Source organism: Dyella sp. SG609, assembly GCF_012275375.1.
GTDB lineage: Bacteria > Pseudomonadota > Gammaproteobacteria > Xanthomonadales > Rhodanobacteraceae > Dyella_D > Dyella_D marensis.
The window spans coordinates 193,928-211,132 of record NZ_JAAZQJ010000007.1; the positions used below are offsets into that span (position 1 = coordinate 193,928).

16 protein-coding genes are annotated in these 17,205 nt (G+C 69.3%); all 16 read right to left on the reverse strand.

Features of this window, described 5'->3' with window-relative positions; all coding sequences use genetic code 11:
- Positions 1-26: 26 nt before the first annotated feature.
- A complete protein-coding gene (locus FHW85_RS14475; RefSeq protein WP_168648712.1) occupies positions 27-1,397 on the reverse strand; it encodes an FAD-containing oxidoreductase in 1,371 nt (456 codons plus the stop codon).
- Between the two features lie 75 nt (positions 1,398-1,472).
- Positions 1,473-2,396 carry a bestrophin family protein gene (locus FHW85_RS14480; protein WP_167256184.1) on the reverse strand — a complete coding sequence of 308 codons (924 nt, stop codon included), beginning with the start codon at positions 2,394-2,396 and terminating at the stop codon, positions 1,473-1,475.
- Positions 2,393-3,205: a formate dehydrogenase accessory sulfurtransferase FdhD gene (fdhD, locus tag FHW85_RS14485; RefSeq protein ID WP_167256186.1), complete on the reverse strand. Its 813-nt coding sequence runs from the start codon at positions 3,203-3,205 to the stop codon at positions 2,393-2,395. The genes FHW85_RS14480 and fdhD overlap by 4 nt, the downstream gene beginning before the upstream one ends.
- A 5-nt stretch (positions 3,206-3,210) precedes the next feature.
- A complete protein-coding gene (locus FHW85_RS14490; RefSeq protein ID WP_168648713.1) occupies positions 3,211-5,529 on the reverse strand; it encodes an FdhF/YdeP family oxidoreductase in 2,319 nt (772 codons plus the stop codon).
- A gap of 78 nt (positions 5,530-5,607) precedes the next feature.
- Complete coding sequence (locus FHW85_RS14495; RefSeq protein WP_168648714.1) at positions 5,608-6,603, reverse strand: ABC transporter ATP-binding protein; 996 nt, start codon at positions 6,601-6,603, stop codon at positions 5,608-5,610.
- Positions 6,603-7,385, reverse strand: coding sequence for an ABC transporter permease subunit (locus FHW85_RS14500; protein WP_210427809.1), 783 nt, complete (start codon positions 7,383-7,385; stop codon positions 6,603-6,605). Before FHW85_RS14500 ends, FHW85_RS14495 begins: the two co-directional genes overlap by 1 nt.
- A complete protein-coding gene (locus FHW85_RS14505; protein ID WP_168648715.1) occupies positions 7,382-8,296 on the reverse strand; it encodes an extracellular solute-binding protein in 915 nt (304 codons plus the stop codon). Before FHW85_RS14505 ends, FHW85_RS14500 begins: the two co-directional genes overlap by 4 nt.
- Positions 8,293-8,643, reverse strand: a complete 351-nt coding sequence (locus FHW85_RS14510) for a hypothetical protein (protein ID WP_168648716.1) — start codon at positions 8,641-8,643, stop codon at positions 8,293-8,295. The genes FHW85_RS14505 and FHW85_RS14510 overlap by 4 nt, the downstream gene beginning before the upstream one ends.
- Complete coding sequence (locus FHW85_RS14515; protein ID WP_168648717.1) at positions 8,640-9,212, reverse strand: molybdenum cofactor guanylyltransferase; 573 nt, start codon at positions 9,210-9,212, stop codon at positions 8,640-8,642. The genes FHW85_RS14510 and FHW85_RS14515 overlap by 4 nt, the downstream gene beginning before the upstream one ends.
- Positions 9,196-9,699 carry a molybdenum cofactor biosynthesis protein MoaE gene (locus tag FHW85_RS14520; protein WP_167256194.1) on the reverse strand — a complete coding sequence of 168 codons (504 nt, stop codon included), beginning with the start codon at positions 9,697-9,699 and terminating at the stop codon, positions 9,196-9,198. The genes FHW85_RS14515 and FHW85_RS14520 overlap by 17 nt, the downstream gene beginning before the upstream one ends.
- Positions 9,700-9,713: 14 nt before the next feature.
- Positions 9,714-9,974, reverse strand: coding sequence for a MoaD/ThiS family protein (locus FHW85_RS14525; RefSeq protein ID WP_168648718.1), 261 nt, complete (start codon positions 9,972-9,974; stop codon positions 9,714-9,716).
- A complete protein-coding gene (gene glp / locus FHW85_RS14530) occupies positions 9,971-11,218 on the reverse strand; it encodes a gephyrin-like molybdotransferase Glp (protein WP_246866768.1) in 1,248 nt (415 codons plus the stop codon). The genes FHW85_RS14525 and glp overlap by 4 nt, the downstream gene beginning before the upstream one ends.
- The gene (gene moaCB / locus FHW85_RS14535) at positions 11,215-12,195 is read right to left on the reverse strand and encodes a bifunctional molybdenum cofactor biosynthesis protein MoaC/MoaB (RefSeq protein WP_246866769.1); all 981 of its coding nucleotides are present in this window, start codon (positions 12,193-12,195) and stop codon (positions 11,215-11,217) included. The genes glp and moaCB overlap by 4 nt, the downstream gene beginning before the upstream one ends.
- Positions 12,196-12,249: 54 nt before the next feature.
- A complete protein-coding gene (gene moaA / locus FHW85_RS14540) occupies positions 12,250-13,233 on the reverse strand; it encodes a GTP 3',8-cyclase MoaA (RefSeq protein ID WP_167256198.1) in 984 nt (327 codons plus the stop codon).
- 290 nt (positions 13,234-13,523) lie between these two features.
- Positions 13,524-14,849, reverse strand: coding sequence for a cytochrome c (locus tag FHW85_RS14545; protein ID WP_168648719.1), 1,326 nt, complete (start codon positions 14,847-14,849; stop codon positions 13,524-13,526).
- Complete coding sequence (locus FHW85_RS14550; RefSeq protein ID WP_168648720.1) at positions 14,846-17,113, reverse strand: xanthine dehydrogenase family protein molybdopterin-binding subunit; 2,268 nt, start codon at positions 17,111-17,113, stop codon at positions 14,846-14,848. The genes FHW85_RS14545 and FHW85_RS14550 overlap by 4 nt, the downstream gene beginning before the upstream one ends.
- Between the last annotated feature and the right edge of the window lie 92 nt (positions 17,114-17,205).

The window sequence follows — 17,205 nt, forward strand, 5'->3', positions numbered from 1 at the left end:
TCGCCTTCGGCTCACCCCAACCTGCGTTACTTCAGGCTCTGCAGCGTGGTCGGCAGCAGCTCGGCCACGGTCGGATGGATATGCACCGCTTCCGACACCGTCGTATACGGCGCCTTGGCGTACATCGTATCCAGCAGGCCATGGATGGCCTCGTCGCCGTTGATGCCGAAGATCGCCGCGCCCAACAGCTGCCTGCTGGCGCCGTCGACCACCACCTTCATGAAACCGGTGGTCTCGCCGCGCTCGACCGCGCGCCCCACCCGCGCCATCGGCCGCGTGCCCACCTGCACCTCGCGGCCCGACTTGCGTGCCTCCTGCTCGCTCATGCCGATCCGCGCCAGCGGCGGATCGGTGAACAGGCTATAGGCCTGGATGCGGTCGGAAATGCGCCGCCTGCCCTGCCCCAGCACGGCATCGGCGACGATCTCGTAGTCGTTGTACGAGGTATGGGTGAACGCACCTTGGCCGTTGCAATCGCCCATCGCCCAGATATGCGGCACGCTGCTGCGGCCGTGGTCGTCGACTTTGATATGGCCGCGCTCGTCCATGGCGACGCCGGCCCGCTCCAGGCCCAGGTCGTCCGTGTTCGGCCGGCGGCCGACCGCCAGCAGCAGATGCGTGCCCACCGCCTGTTCGCATAGCTGGTTGCCGCGCGCCTTGATGCGTATGGCGCCGGCCTTGCCTTCCAGCGCGATGCATTCGGCGCCCAGGTGCACGGTGATGCCTTCGCCGCGCAGCATCGCCAGCACCGCATCGGCCACGTCGGCGTCCTCGCGCGGCAGGAAGCGCTCCGAGCGCTCGACGATGGTCACCTTCGAACCGAAGCGGCGGAACATCTGCCCGAACTCCAGGCCGATATAGCTGCCGCCGACGATCATCAGATGTTCCGGCAATTCACGCAGTGCCATCATGCCGGTGTTGGTGAGGAAGGGAACGTCGTGGATGCCGGGAAAATCCGGCACCGCGGCCCGGCCGCCGACATTGATGAAGAACGATTCCGCCTCGATCAGCTCCTCGCCCACGCGCAGGCTGTGCGGCGATTCGAAACGTGCATGCCCGCGCAGCAAGCTGACCTGGGCCATGCCACTCAACCATTGCTCCACACCGTTGCGCGACTTGCCCGAAATACCCTGGGTGCGTTCCCACACGCGCTGCATGTCGACCTGCGCGGCCGCCTCGGCACGCACGCCATACTCATGCGCCCGTGCTGCCATATGCGCCACGTAAGCGCTCGCCACCATCGCCTTGGTGGGGATGCAGCCCGTATTGACGCAGGTGCCGCCGACCAGCTTGCGCTCGATCACCGCCACCCGCCGGCCCGCCTTGCCCAGTTGTTCGGCCAGCGGCGGGCCGGCCTGGCCGGCGCCGATTACGACGGCATCGAAGCGCTGATTCATGGCAACTTCCTCATGGACAAGGCGGCAGGCGCGGATCATCGCCCGCCGGCGTTCAAGGATCGGTGTACGTCTGTGCTAAGTAAGCACGTAGTCTTCCGGCTGCAGCGGCGGCGGCAGTTCGGTTTCGCCCAGCAGGCTGCGCAGGTTGATCTCCACCGTGCGGCTGAGCGCATCCAGCGGCAGGTCGTTCGGCAGCAGGTCGAACGGGTCCTCGATCTGCTCGCCGATGGCATCCAGGCCGAAGAAGGTATACGCCAGCACGCCCACCGCCACCGGCGTGAGCCAGCCGAAGGGATGGATCAGGCAGAACGGCAGCATGAAGCAGTACACGTGCACCGTGCGATGCAGCAGCAGGATGTAGGCAAACGGAATCGGTGTGCCCTTGATCCGTTCGCAACCGCCGAGCACGTGCGAAAGCGTGTTGAGTTCCTTGTCCATCGACGCGAGCAGCATGCCGTCGACGCCCGCTGCGCGCGCCTCTTTGGCATAAGCCTCGCCAAGCATGCCGAGAATCGCATTGGGCCGGTTGGGCGCGGCGATGGCGACGGCGCAGATATCGGCCGGAAGCCAGCGGCGCAGGTCCGCCTCCGGATCGGTGCCGCGCAGGTGATGGCGCAATGCATGCGTATAGCCGATCAGCGCGTGCACCAGCTGCCGGCGCTTTTGCAGCGGCGCATCCGCCAGGAAGGACAGCGTCTGCCGCGTCAGGTTGCGCGTGGCGATCACCAGCTCGCCCCACAGCGAGCGGCCTTCCCACCAGCGCTGGTAGGCCACCGTGTTGCGAAAACCCAGGAAGATCGCCAGCGTCAGCCCCAGCAAGGTAAGCGGCGCCGCGTCCAGCCGGAAATGCAACGCCACGCCTTTCCAGTCGGCCAGCACCACCGCCAGCGACAGCAGCACGGTATAGAGCACGCGCGGCCAGATGATGGGGATGATCGAACCCTTCAGCGCAAACAGCAGCGTGCGCACCGAATGGCTGTGGGTGGGGCGGATGATCATGGCGCTTGCGCCATGTCGCTGAGGCGTTGCGGATGGCTGTAGACCACGTGGCGCCCGGGTCGCACGAAGCCGGTGAGGGTGAGATGGCAGGACTGCGCCAGCGTCACCGCCAGCGCCGTCGGCGCGGAAATCGCAGCGAGCACGCCGACGCCCAGACTGGCCGCCTTGGTGACCATCTCGTAGCTGGCGCGGCTGGTGACCAGCACGAAGCCGCCGCGCAGATCGGTGCCGGCGCGCGTCAGGGCGCCGAGCAGCTTGTCCAGCGCGTTGTGGCGGCCGACGTCCTCGCGCACCAGCAGGATCTCGCCGGCCGGCGATGCCCATGCCGCGGCGTGCACCGCGCCGGTCTGGCTGTTGAGCTGCTGGTGCGGCGCGAGACCTTCCAGCGCGCGCTCCAGCGCATGCGGCTCCAGCAGCGGGCCGTCCGGCACGCGTGCCAGTGGACGCAGCACGTCTTCCAGATGGCGGCTGCCGCACAGGCCGCAACCGCTGCGTCCCGGCAGCAGGCGGGCGGAGTCCTCATCCACGCCTTCCACTTCGCCCGCGTCGACGTCCACCACATAGCCTTCGAGCTGCTCGTGGATGGCGACGCCGCGGATATCGTGCGCACGCGCCACACGCCCTTCGGTCAGCGAGAAACCATAGGCAAAGTCTTCCAGGTCCGCCGGCGTGGCCATCATCACCGCGAAGGATTCGCCGTTGTAGCGCAGCTCCACCGGCGCTTCCTCGGCCAGCCAGTCCTCGCCCTGGCGCAGGTCGTTGCCCTGGCGGACGGTGACATGGCGGCGCGCGAGTCCGGAGCGCGGCATGGCGGTCAGGCCTCCGCCGGTTCGCGCGATGCGGACAACCGCACCGGGATCGACTTGTAGCCCGGCGTGCCGGAACGCGCATCGTGTTCGTCCAGCGCCAGCAGGCCGTTGCCTTCGGGGAAGTACATCGCCACCGAGCCGCGCGCGATGCCGAACGGCACCGCCACGAAACCGCGCACCGCGCGCCCGTTCGGCGTGCCGTCCGCGGTGCTGGCTTCCACGTCGATGCGGTCGCCTTCGCGCAGGCCGCGCTCGGCCAGGTCGTCCGGATTGACGAAGACCACGTCGCGCCGGCCGGTGATGCCGCGGTAGCGGTCGTTGTAGCCGTAGATGGTGGTGTTGTACTGGTCGTGCGAGCGGATGGTGGCCAGCCGCAGCAGGTCGGCGGGCGCCGGGGCATCCTCGTCCAGCCCCTTGGCCAGCAGGAAGCGCGCCTTGCCGGAAGGCGTGTTCCAGCGCCGCAGCGCGGCGGCGTTCTCCAGGTGGAAGCCGCCCGGCTGGCGCACGCGCTCGTTGTAGTTGGCGAAGATCGGGAATACCGCCTCGATACCGTCGCGGATGTGGTCGTAGTCGGCCACCATGCCTTCCCAGTCCACCTTCGACTGCGGCAGCGTGGCGCGCGCGAGCAGCGCGACGATCGCCGGCTCCGAACGCAGATGCTCCGACGCCGGCCGCAGCCGGCCCTGCGAGGCATGCACCATCGACATGGAATCTTCCACCGTCACCGACTGCGGGCCGGCGGCCTGCAGGTCGATCTCGGTGCGGCCCAGGCAAGGCAGCAGGAAGGCCTCGCGCGCCGGGATCAGATGCGAGCGATTGAGCTTGGTGGCGACGTGCACCACCAGGTCGAGCTTGCGCATCGCCGGGAAGGTTGCCTGCGGGTCCGACATCGCCACCGCCAGGTTGCCGCCCAGGCACAGCAGCGCCTTGGAGCGGCCTTCGCCGATCGCCTGCACCGCGGCCACCGCATCGTGGCCATGCGCGGTCGGCGGCTCGAAGCCGTAGACGCGGCGGATGCCGTCGAGCAAGGCGGCGTTGGGTTTTTCGGTGATGCCCACCGTGCGGTCGCCCTGCACGTTGGAATGGCCGCGCAGCGGGCAGATGCCGGCGCCGGGCTTGCCCAGGTTGCCGCGCAGCAGCAGCACGTTGAGCAGCTGCTGCACGTTCTGCACGCCGTGGCGATGCTGGGTGATGCCCATGCCGTAGCAGAAGATCACCTTCTCGGCGGCGGCGTAGATGCCGGCCGCCACTTCGATCTCCGCGTGGCTCAGGCCCGAGGCGCGTTCGATGCTTTCCCACGGGGTGGCGAGCACGTCGTCGCGCAGCGCTTCGAAGCCGGTGGTGTGTTCGGCGATGAAGCCGCGATCCAGCACGCCCTTGCCGCCGCCGGCCAGATCCGCCGCGTCGGCTTCGAACAGCCACTTCATGATGCCCTTCATGGTGGCGATGTCGCCGCCGATCTTCGGCTTGAAATAGGTGGTGGCGATCGGCACCGAACGGCCGGTCAGCATCTCGGTCGGGTCCTGCGGCGAGGTGAAGCGTTCCAGGCCGCGCTCGGGCATCGGATTCAGCACCACGATCGGCACGCCGCGCAGCGATACCTCGCGCAAGGTGCCGAGCATGCGCGGATGGTTGGTGCCGGGATTGTGGCCGATGCAGAACACCGCATCCGCATGCTCGAAGTCTTCCAGCTGCACCGTGCCCTTGCCCACGCCGATCGCTTCGGGCAGGCCGACGCTGGAGGCCTCGTGGCACATGTTCGAGCAATCGGGGAAGTTGTTGCAGCCGTATTCGCGCGCGAACAGCTGGTACAGGAAGGCCGCCTCGTTGGAGGCGCGGCCGGAGGCGTAGAACTCCGCCATGGTCGGATCGGGCAGCGCGCGCAACGCGGCGCCGATGCGCGCGGCGGCTTCGTCCCAGGAAACCGGCACGTATTTGTCCTGCGCCGCGTCGTACGCCATCGGGTGGGTCAGGCGGCCCTGGTCTTCCAGCGCGTGGTCGGTCCACTCCCACAGTTCGGACAGCGTGTGCTGCGCGAAGAACTCCGGCGTGGTGCGCTTGGACGTCGCTTCCCAGGTGATCGCCTTGGCGCCGTTCTCGCAGAACTCGAACGAGGAGGTGTGGCGCGGATCGGGCCAGGCGCAACCGGGGCAATCGAAACCCAGCGGCTTGTTGGCGCGCTGCAGCGCCTCCACCGAGCGCGCCACCGCCATCTGGTCGCGGATCGCCTTGGCCACGGCGCGCAGCGCACCCCAGCCGCCAGCGGGGCCGTCGTAGGGCTGGATGCTTTTGTCGAGGTCGGTGTCTTTGGGGTGGGCGCTCATGGGGTTACCGCGTCGTGCATGTCGTCGATCGAGGCGATGATAGGCCCGCTGCCGGATACGGGCCAGGGATGCGCATGTCTAGCTGCCGTTTTCCACGGGCCAGCAACGGATCGCCTGTGGCGGCAAGGACACCGCGCTTGCCGCCGGCAACTCGTAGCCCGCCGGCGGTTCCACCCACAACCGCGCCTGGCCGCAGCGCATGCCCAGATAGCTGCGGTGCGGCGCGGTCTGGCGCAGTTCGAACGCGGCGGGAATGGCATCCGCTGGCGCGACGGACTGATCGTGCAGCCGCACCGCCGCCGGCGCGATATGCCAATCGACCAAGGTGCCATCGGGCAGCGGCGTCTCCAGCGGCAAGCTGGCTTCGGCTTCGGGCCAGGACAGGCGCTGCGCCCCGGGTGAGCCGACGACGCGGCCACGCTGCACGTTGCGCAGCCCCAGCAGCCGCGCCACCGCGCCGCTCGCCGGTTGCGCATGCACCTCTTCGGGCGTGCCGATCTGCACGATGCGGCGGCCGTGCATCAGCACCAGGCGGTCGGCCACCGCGGCGAGCGCCGGATCGTGGCTCACCGCCAGGGCGGGAATGCCGGCCTCGTGCACTTCGGCAATCAGTTCGGCCAGCACTTCGTCGCGCGTGACCGGGTCCAGCGCCGAGGTGGGTTCGTCCAGCAGCAGCAGGCTCGGCTTGCGCGCGAGTGCGCGCGCCAAGGCCACGCGCTGCTGTTGCCCACCGGACAACGAGGCCGGCCAGCGTTCGGCCAGATCGGCCATGCCCACGCGCTCCAGCCACTGGAGCGCCTGCGCTCGCCGCTGCGCGCCGCGCAGGCTGAAAGCAACGTTCTCCCACGCTCGCAGGTGCGGAAACAGCGCGTGGCCCTGCGGCAGATAACCCACCGCACGCTGCTGCGGCGGCAGCCCGTCGAACGGTTTGCCGCGCGCCGCGATCAGCCCCGCGATCGCCGACAGCAGCAAGGTCTTGCCCTCGCCGCTCGCGCCCAGCAGCACGGTGAAGCCGGCGACTTCGAAGCTGGCATGCAGCGCCACCGGCTGCTCGATGCGGTAGTCGATGCGCATCACGCCAGGCGCCTGCGCACGGCCATGCCCAGCACCAGCGGCATGGGCAGCGCCGCCAGGAAGAACACCCACAGCAGCGGATACACCGCATCCAGGCCGATGTCCTGCAGGTTCACCCACAGCTTCACCGGGATGCCCTGCGGGTAATACGCCACGATCAGCACCGCGCCGAACTCGCCCAGCGCGCGCACCCACGCCAAGGCCACCGCGGCGGCCAGCCCCAGCCGCGCCAGCGGCAGGCTGACGTGGACGAAGCTGCGCCAGGGCGAATAGCCCAGCGTGAGCGCGATCTGTTCCAGCTCGCGCGGCACGCCTTCGAAAGCGGTGCGCGCGGCCATCACGTAATACGGCAGCGCCGCGTAGAACTGCGCCAGGATGAAGGCCGGCGCCGAATTGGTCAGCAGCACGCCGGCACGTTCCAGCAGATGGCCGGCCGGGCCATAAGGCCCGTACATCGACGCCAGCAGCAGGCCCATCGCCAGCGGCGGCGTCAGCAGCGAGACCAGCAGCAGCGCATCGACCAGCCATTGCCCGCGCACGCGATGCCGCGCCAGCCACCACGCCAGCGGCGTGCCCAGCGCCACGATCGGCAGCAGCGCGATCAGGCTGTAGCCCAGCGACACGCGCACCGCGCCGCCGTCGCCATGCGCGAAACCGAAATGCCGCCAGTCGGTGGCCAGCAGCAGGCCGACGAACGGCGTGGCCAGCAGCAGCAAGGCCAGCGCCGCCGGCAGCGCGGAAAGCCGCGGACGATAGCGCGCCATGCCGGTCGCTGAGCTCACAGCGCCTCGCCGTGCGGCGGGTCGTAGCCGCGTTCGCGCAGCATCGCCTGCCCCGCGGCCGACTGCAGCAGCTGCACGAAGTCGGCGGCCAGCTGCGCCTGCTTCGCATCGGTCAGCACGGCGGCATAGAACACCAGCGGCTGCGCCTTCAGCACCTTGCCGTCGGCCAGGGTGAGATTGGCCTTGCCGTACCAGGCTTCCTGCAGGGACGGCTGCGCGAGGTTGATCTCGTCGGGCAGATCGATAGTGGGCAGATGATGCGAGAACGCCGCGCTGGCGTAGCCCACGGCGGCATCGATCTGGCCGGCCTCCAGGCGCGACATCAGCGAAGGCTCGGCGAAGATCTGCTGCGGGTTCTGCAGCTCGCCGGCGATGTCCTTCAGCAGACCGGGCTGGTGGTAATAGGTCTCGGCCAGCTGCAAGGTCAGCAAGGCGTTGGCACCCTGCGGATCGACGGCGGGATCGGTGCGCCCGATGCGCAGGCCGGATTGCCGCAGCACTTCGTACCAGGTCTTCCTGCCCTTGGCCGCCGCCTCGAAATCCTTGGCGAAACGGCTCTTGGGGCCATAGATCACCACCATGCGCGTACTCGCCACCGGCACCGCCCGCCCGGCGAGCCCCGCATCGCGCACCACCTTCATCGGCGGCGGCGTGATGGCGACGAACACGTCGGCCTGCATCTGCTTGCCGGCCAGCAGGCGCGCCAGCGCGAACGAACCCTGCCCCACGCCTTCGAAGCGCGCGCCGTGCGCCTTGGCGAAGGCCGGACCGAGCGACTGGTCCATCAGCACGCCCATCGAGCCGGCGTAGGCCACGCGCAGCACCGGCGCGTCCGTTGCCAGCACCGCCGCGGCGGACAGCAACAGCAGCGGCGACAGCCAGCGCGCCAGGAGACGATATCCGCGTTTCATGCCCCCTCCTCCTTCTTGCCGCGGCGCTGCCGCACGCTGTCGCGCACGTCCACGTCGAACAACAGTTGCAGCGGCTCGCCGCCGGGTACCGGCAAGGCAAGCTCCAGACCGTCGCGGCTGGGCAGGCGCGCGGCGAAGGCGCGCACGTCGGCGCCGTTCAATGCCACCTGCCAACCGTCGGCATGGCGCTGCCAGCCATGGGCATCGCCCAGGATCAGTTGCTGGCTTTCCAGCCGGCCATCCGGCCAGCGCGTGCGATTGCCCACCGCGGCGCCGCCCAGCAGTTGCGCCAGCTCCGCTTCGTCGATGCGCAGGCGCAATGTCTGGCCCTGCAGTTGCAACTTCATCCGGCCACCTCGTTCCATTGGGTTTCGGTATTGCAGTCGGCCAGCTGCGCGGCTTCGCCGGCACCCAGCGCCAGCTCCACGTGGCCGAGCGCGGACTGCAGGGCGCGCAGCGAGCGCCGGCGCGGGTCGCCGCGCGACATCAGCTCCGCCAAAGCCTCGCGGCTGCGCGTATTCAAGCGCAAGCGCAGCGGCAGCACGTGGCCGGCAAAAGAGACACTGGATGCCTGCGGCTGCTCGCTCCGCAAGCGCTGCAGCAGGTTGGCTTGCAGCAGCGGCATGTCGACCGGAATCACCAGCAGGTCGGCATCGCCGATCACCGCCTGCGCGATGCCAGCCAAGCCGCCCAGTGGCCCCGCCTGCGGCGTGGCATCGGCGACACCCTGGTAATCCGGGCGCATGCCGCTGACGCGCGCTTCGTCCACACCGGCTTCGCGCAACACCTCGAGCTGATGCTCGATCAGCGGCCTGCCGCGCCAGGACAGCAGCGCCTTGTCCCGCCCCATCCGCGAGGACAGCCCGCCCGCCAGCACCACGCCCAGGCAGCGCGGCGGCTCAGTGGGCGTGCCCATGACCGCCATGCCCGGCCGTGTCGTGCGTTTCTTCCGCCGAGGCTTCGCACAGCGAGCAGCCTTCGCTCCAGGCGCTGTCGCCGTCGACGTAATGCTCCTGTTTCCAGATCGGCGCCTCGTGCTTGACCGCTTCGATCGCCAGCCGGCAGGCGCGGAACGCTTCGGCACGATGCGGCGTGCCCGCGGCAACCACCACGGCGAGGTCGCCCAGGCCCAGGTCGCCCTTGGCGTGGGCGATGTACAGCTTCAGCGGCGCGCCCACCTCGGCGCGCGCGCGTTCGCCGATGGCCTGGAAGGTGCGCAGGGCCAGCGGCACGAACAGGTCGTAGCTGATGCCGACCACGTGGCGGCCGACATTGAAGTCGCGCACCTTGCCGACGAAGACCGCGATACCGCCGAAGCGCGGGTCCGACACGAAGTCCAGCGCAGCGGCCACGTCCAGCGCGGCCTCGGCGCGTTCGACCACCGCCAGGTGCAGATCGTCCATCACGCTTTCCACGCTCAACCTCCGCTGACCGGCGGCAGCACCGCCAATTCGACACCCTCGGGCACCTCGCGGTGGTTGTGCAGTATCTCCTCCGCGCTGGCGAAGGCCGAGATGCGCACCAGCCCCGCATTCACCTGCGGCGCATGCTCGCGCAGATGCGCCGCCAGCAGCTCGCGCAGCTCGGCGATGCTGCTGCTGGGCGGCACGTCCAGTTCCAGATAACCGCGAGCGTCCGCTTCGCGCAGCGCGCCGTACAGGGCGATCCGGGTTTTCATGCGCGACCCCACGACGGACTTTCCAGATGGCCCAGCCCATGGACCTCGACCAAGGTGCCAGCAGGCAGCTCGCCGGCATCGAGCGGGATATGCACCCAGGCATTGGCATCCGCCAGCGGGCGGATGCGGTACGACTCCTGGCCGTGCAGCGCGATGGCCGACAACTGTCCGCGCTCGTCCACCGCCAGCTGCGACTTCAGATAGAAATGCAGGCGCGGCTTCTTGACGAAGGGCGCGGCCAGCGGCACCTGCCAGGGCCGCTCGCGCGCAAGGCCGAGCATCGCGCGCAGCGCCGGCTCCACGAAGAAGCGCAGGCCCACCGCCACCGCGACCGGATTGCCCGGCAGGCCGAAGAACAGCGTGCCGTCCGGCAGGCGCGCGAACAGCAGCGGCTTGCCGGGGCGGATCGCCACCTTGTGGAACAGCACCTGCGCGCCCAGCCGTTCCAGCGCCACCGGCACGAAGTCGTAGCGCCCCATCGACACGGCGCCGGTGGAAATGATGATGCGCGCGCCGGCCGCGCGGGCGCGGTCGACCGCATCGAGAAAGGCGTCGACGTCGTCGCCCACCGTTTCGGCGTGCGCCAGTTCGGCGCCGGCCGCGGGTATGCACGCGGCGAGGAAAGGGCCGTTGGAGTTGCGGATCTGCCCCGGCGCCAATGGCACGGCGGGGTCGTCGACCAGTTCGCGCCCGGTGCACAGCGCCGCTACCCGCGGACGCGCGGTGACGCTGAGCTTCGCCACGCCCAGCGAGGCCAGCAGCATCAGATGCTGCGGCCCCAGCAGCGTACCCGCGGCCAGCACGGTCTCGCCGATGGCGACGTCCGAACCGGCCAGGCGCACGTTCTGCCCCACCGCCACGTCGGTCAGCAGGCGCACGCGATGCGGCGCTTCCAGCCGTTCGGTCTGCTCGACCGGGATCACGCGGTCCAGCCCCTCGGGCATCGCCGCGCCGGTCATGATTTCCCAGGCGCCGCGCGCGCGGCCGCGCATGGCATCGCCGGCCGCCTGCTCGCCTTCCACCAGCCATTCGCTGCCGGCTGGCAAGGGTTCGGCGCCGCCGCCCAGCGCATAGCCGTCCATCGCGGAGTTGTCGAACGGCGGGACCGCGGCGCCGCTGACCACCGGCTCGCGCAGCACGCGCCCCAGCGCCAGTTCGCTCCAGCAATCTTCCGCCGGCGCCTGCGTGCAGTGTTCCAGGACGATGCGCACGGCCTCGTCCGGCTCGAGCAGCTGGTGGCTCATGCGTGGCCTCCGCCGGCCGCCATGTCCAGTGCGTGCTTGAGGATCGGCGCGAGAATGTCCATACCTTCGGCCACCGCCTTGGCGCTGCCGGGCAGCGCGATCACCAGGGTGCCGCCTACCAGCACCGCGTCGGCGCGGCTCAGCCAGGCCATCGGCGTATGGCGGCCGCTCTCGCTGCGGAACAGTTCGCCGATGCCGGCGACGTGGCGGTCGGCCACGCGCGCCAGCGCTTCGGGCGTGCGGTCGCGCGGCGCCAGGCCGGTGCCGCCGGTGCACAGCACCAGGCGCGTGCCATCGGCGGCGAGTTCGCGCAGGCGCGCGGCCAGGCCTTCTTCCTCGTCGGGACGCAGTTCGGCGGCGCCGACCTCGGCGCCGAGCGCGCGCAGGCGTTCCACCAGCAAGGGGCCGGAGACGTCTTCGTAATCGCCGCGGCTGGCGCGGTCGCTGAGCGTGATCACGGCAGCGGCTACGCCTTCAAGCCCGGCGGATGCGCGCGGACGATAGTGTTCGCGCTCGGCATCGCTCATGCCGTCCGGATGCAGCCACAGGCCTTTCTTGCCGCCTTCCTTGAACAGCAGGCGCGTGCCGCCCATCGACAAGGCCGGCTGCACCGGCTTGGTCAGGTCGTACAAGGTGAGCAGGGCCGCGCTGACGCCGGCCAGCGCTTCCATCTCCACGCCGGTGCGGGCGAAGGTGGCCACTTCGCAGTACACGCGGATGGACTGGCGTTCCGGCACGCGCTCGCAGCGCAGGTCGATGTATTCCAGCGGCAGCGGATGGCATAGCGGCATCAGCTGCGATGCGTTCTTCGCGCCTTGCAGGCCGGCGATCTGGGCCATGGCGATGGCGTCGCCCTTGGGCAGGCGGCCATGCGCGAGATCTTCATAGGCGCTGCCTGCGTACAACTCTCCGACAGCCACGGCGCGCCGCGCAGTGGCGCGCTTGCGGCGCACGTCGGCCATATGGAAATTACTCATAAGAGCGGGCACTCATAAGAGCGGGGTGACGCGCGTATCGCGTTCGAGCATGGATCAGCCTCCGGTGGATGCCAGATGAGGTGTGATGCCGGTGCGGCCTTCGTGCAGGTGGTGCGTCTCTTCCTTGCGCACCAGCTGGCCGCCGATCGCGCGCACCAGCGCTTCGAGCTGGTCGTCCTGCTGCAGCAGCGGACGCAGCGGAATGCCGAACTCGCCGAACAGGCACAGGCGCAGGTCGCCGGTGGCGGTGACGCGCAGGCGGTTGCAGCCGGCGCAGAAATCCTTGGAATACGGCGCGATGATGCCGATGCGGCCGGCGTAACCGGTGTGGCGGTATTCGCGCGCGGGGCCAGCATCGGCGGCGCGCGGCAGCAGTTCCCAGCCGGCGTCCTGCAGTTGCGTTTCCAGCGTTTCGGCGCGCACGTGGCGTTCGCGGAAGAAGGCCAGCGTGTCGCCGGTCTGCATCAATTCGATAAAGCGCAGGCCCACCGGGCGGTCGCGCAGATAGTCGAGCCACGCGGGCAGCTCATGGTCGTTGACGTCGCGCAGCAGCACGGCGTTGAGCTTCACCGACGGCAGGCCCGCCGCCACGGCCTGGTCGATGCCGGCGAGGATGTCGTCCAGGCGGTCGTGGCCGGTGATGCGCGCGAAGCTGGCGCGGTCGAGGCTGTCCACGCTCACGTTGATGGCGTTGAGCCCCGCGTCCATCCATTCGCCCAGCCGGCGCGACAGCAAGGTGCCATTGGTGGTCATCGCCAGCTTGCGCACGCCGGGAATGGCGGCGGCGGTACGCAGCACCTCGGTCAGGTCGTGCCGCACCGACGGCTCGCCGCCGGTGATGCGCAGCTTGTGCATGCCCACCGCGGCGAAGCCGCGCAGCAGGCGCGCGATTTCCGCCAAGGTCAGCGGTGCGGTGGCCGCCGGGTCGGCGTGGTAGCCGTTGGGCAGGCAGTAGGTGCAGCGGAAATTGCAGGCGGGGATGATCGACAGGCGCAGATAAGGGAAGTGGCGGCCATAGCGATCGGACAGCACGTTCATGACGCCGCTCCCGCGCCTCGCAAAAGCGCGCGCGTTTTCCCTCGCGGATGGCGCATGGAAGGCATCACGTTCAATTAACAATCATCCCGTCTGGACGCACGAGCCGCAGGCTTCGGCGGTGGCTGATGCACAGGTTGAAGTATGGGCGCTGGGAGGCTGCTACACCAAGCGTTTTATGTCCCGCACCATGCCGGACGCGCCAGCGTAGGTTGGGGTGAGCCGAGAGGCGAACCCCAACGCAGCGCGCATGATCATCGTGGTGTTGGGGTTCGCCCTTGGCTCACCCCAACCTACGGCGTGCGGCGCTTTGCCACTTCGTCCGCCGTCAGCGTCGCCGGCTTGCCGCCGAAGTGCACCAGCACGAAGTTGCCCAGCGCGGCCACCTCCGCGTCGGTATAGGCCTGGCCGAAGGACGGCATCGAGGTCTCCCCATGCATGGTGCGCAAGGTCGAGCCCTGCAGGATCACCTGGGTGAGGTTGTGCGCTTCCGGATCGTTGGCCGCCTGTGTCCCCAGCAGCGCCGCCGCCTCGACCTGCCGCCCCTGCCCGTTCCACGCATGGCAAGCGGCGCAGGCGCCCTGGAACAGGTGCTGCCCCAGGCCGCCCTGCGCCAGCTCCTCCGCACCCGGAGCGTTGGCCGTCGACGCCAAGGCCAGGGCCGGGCGCTCGTTCACCTCCGTGCCCGCACTGCCCTGTTGCGGTTTTGCCTCGCGCAGATAGGTGACCAGCGCGGCGATATCTTCCTGGCTGAGGTATTGCAGGCTGTTCTGCACCACTTCGCCCATCGGGCCGGAAGCGGTGCCGCGGCCGCCGGCATGGCCCTTGGACAGATAATCGGCCAGTTGCTGCTCGCTCCAGTTGCCGATGCCATAGGTCTTGTCGGGCGTGATGTTGTAGGCCTTCCAGCCTTGCAGCACTTCGCCGGACAAGGCCTGGCTGCTCTTCAGCGCGTACATGGCATTGCGCGGCGTATGGCATTCGTCGCAATGCCCCAGCGCCGTGGCCAGGTAGGCGCCGCGGTTCCATGCCTCGGATTTGCCCTGCACCGGCTGGAAGCGCTCCTTCTTCAGGAACAGCGCGTTCCACACGCTCAAGCCCCAGCGCTGGTTGAATGGGAACGACAGCTCGTTCGGCGTCGCCGGCGCATGCTTGGGCGGCAGGCTGAACAGATAAGCCTTGATGGCGAGCACGTCATCGCGGCTGAGCGCCGTATACGAGGTGTACGGGAAAGCCGGATACAGCGGCTGGCCATCCTTGCGCACGCCGGCATGCAGCGCGCGCACGAACTCGTCATCGCTCCAGTCGCCGATGCCGGTTTCCTTGTCGGCGGTGATATTGGTCGAGTAGATCGTGCCGAACGGCATCTTGAAGGCCAGGCCGCCGGTGAACGGCTGGCCGCCTGGCACGGTGTGGCAGGCCGCGCAATCGGCCGCGCGGGTAAGGTATTCGCCACGCGCGATCGGGTCGGTGATGCTGGCCGGCGCACCGGCAACCGCCGGTTGCGGTGCGCCGGTTTCCTTGCCGTCGCGCACGATGAACCAGGCGTAGGCGGTGAAGGCCACCGCGGCAACGATGACGATGGCGACCAGCGCCAATACAGCGCGCACGAGTTTCATACCTTGCCCTCCTGCGCCTGGCCATGATCGGACGCTTGGGTGACCACCGCCTTGAGCGCCTCGGCGCCCTGCACCAGCGCGGCGCGGTCGATGGGATAGCTGCGCAGCCGCACGCCGGTGGCGGCGAACACGGCATTGAACAGCGCGGGGAAAGCCATCACGGTGCCGGTCTCGCCGATGCCGCCGGGGGTTTCCTTGCTGTCGACCAGATGCACTTCGAGCGCGGGCGTCTCGTTGATGCGCATCATGCGGTAGTCGTTGAAATTGTGCTGCTGCACGGTGCCGTTCTTCAGCGTGATGCCGTTGTACAGCGCGGTGGTCCAGCCGAAGATCAGGCCGCCCTGAATCTGCGCCTCCACCGTATTGGGATTGACCGCGACGCCGCAGTCGACCGCGGCGACCGCGCGGCGCAACTTCACCTCGCCCTGCGGTGACACCTCCGCCTCGACGATCACGCACAGGTAACTGCCGAACGGCGCCGCCACCGCCACGCCGCGGCCGACGCGCGCCGGCAGGCTGCCCTTGCCCCAGCCGGCTTTTTCGGCAGCCAGGTTCAGCACCGCCAGGGCGCGCGGGTTCTTCTGCAGCAGGTCGCGGCGATAGGCCAGCGGGTCCTTGTTCGCGGCATGCGCGAGCTCGTCGATAAAGCTCTCGATCACGAACACGTTGTGCACGGGACCGACGCCGCGCCACCAGCCCAGGTGCAGGCCGTCCGGCGGGTCGTGCCGCACCCATTCCACTTTGACGTTGGGGAATTCGTACGGCAGGTCGGCGGCGCATTCGATCGCGTCCGAGTCCATGCCGTTCTTGGCCATCGCACCCGGCGCGAAGGTGGCGAGCACCGAGCCGCTGGTGATGCGGTGCGTCCACGCCAGCGGCTTGCCGTCGTCGCCGAGGGTGGCGGCGATGCGGTCGTAGTAGGCCGGGCGGAAGCGGTCGTGCGCGATGTCCTCCTCGCGCGTCCACACCACTTTCAGCGGATAGCTCACCTGGCGCGCGAAGGCCACGGCCTGCTCGACCGGATCCTCGAACAGGCGCCGCCCGAAGCCGCCGCCCATGTACTGGTTGTGCACCACGATGGTTTCCGGCTTCAGGCCGGTGAGCTTGGCGGCGACATCGACGCAGCGCGCCGGTACCTGGGTGCCGGTCCAGATATCGCAACCGTCGGGGCGCACGTGCACGATGGCGTTCTGCGGCTCCAGGGTGGCGTGCGCGAGCAAGGGCAATTGGTAGGTGGCTTCCAGCGCCTTGCCTTTGACGCCGTCGACGTTGCCGACCGCCTTGCCGGGAATCGGCGTACCGTTCTTCGAGGCCTCGGCCAGGTCCTTGAACAGCTGCTCGGTGGAGTAATGCGCGTTGGGGCCGTGGTCCCAGGTGATATCCAGCGCTTCCATCGCCTGCTTCGCGGCCCAGAAGTGCTCGCCCACCACGGCCACCGCATCGGCGATCTTCAGCACCGCCACGAAGCCCGGCACCTGGCGCGCGCGGCTGTCGTCCACCGCCACCAGCTTGCCGCCGAAGGTGGGACAGGCCTTGACCGTGGCGATCTTCATGTCCGGCACGCGCAGGTCGATGCCGAACTGCAGCGAACCGTCGACCTTGCCGGCGGTGTCGACGCGGCGCAGCGGCTTGCCGATCAGGGCGAAGGCGGAGGGGTCTTTTTCCTGCACCTTTTCCGGCACCGGCAATTGCGCGGCGGCATTGGCCACTTCGCCGTAGCCCACGGTGCGCCCGCTCGCCTCGTGCCTGATCACGCCGCGCGCCACCGTGCATTGCGCGGGGTCCACTTTCCATTTGGCCGCGGCGGCGTTGACCAGCAGGGTGCGCGCGGCAGCGCCGGCCTGGCGCATTGTGGTCCAGCAGTAGCGGATGGTGGTGGAGCCGCCCGTGGCCTGCTCGCCCAGCAGGGGGTTGGCGTAAAGCTTGCGGTTGGCGGGCGCATGCTCCACCACGATCTGGTCCAGCCCCAGGTCCATCTCTTCGGCCAGCAAGGTGGCCTGGCCGGTGTACGCGCCCTGCCCCATTTCGATGCTGGGCATCACCAGATGTACCGAGCCATCCGCGCCGACGCGGATAAAGGCATTCGGCGCGAACGCCGGATCGCCCGCGGCCACCGGCCCCTGCGCCACCGCGCGGCCCAGCACCTTGGCGCCGCCGCCCAGCCACAGGAAGGCGACCACGAGTCCGCCCAGCTTCAGCGCTTCGCGGCGCGAGGGGTTGTCGGGCCGGCCTTCGCCCAGGGGGTCGCCGAAGCGCGCGTTCATGCCATGTCCTCCACGCGAACGAAGGAAAGCAGCGCGGCGGCCGCGGCAGCCGGGCTGGCTGTTGGCGCTACGTTGGGAATGGTCTGCGGCGC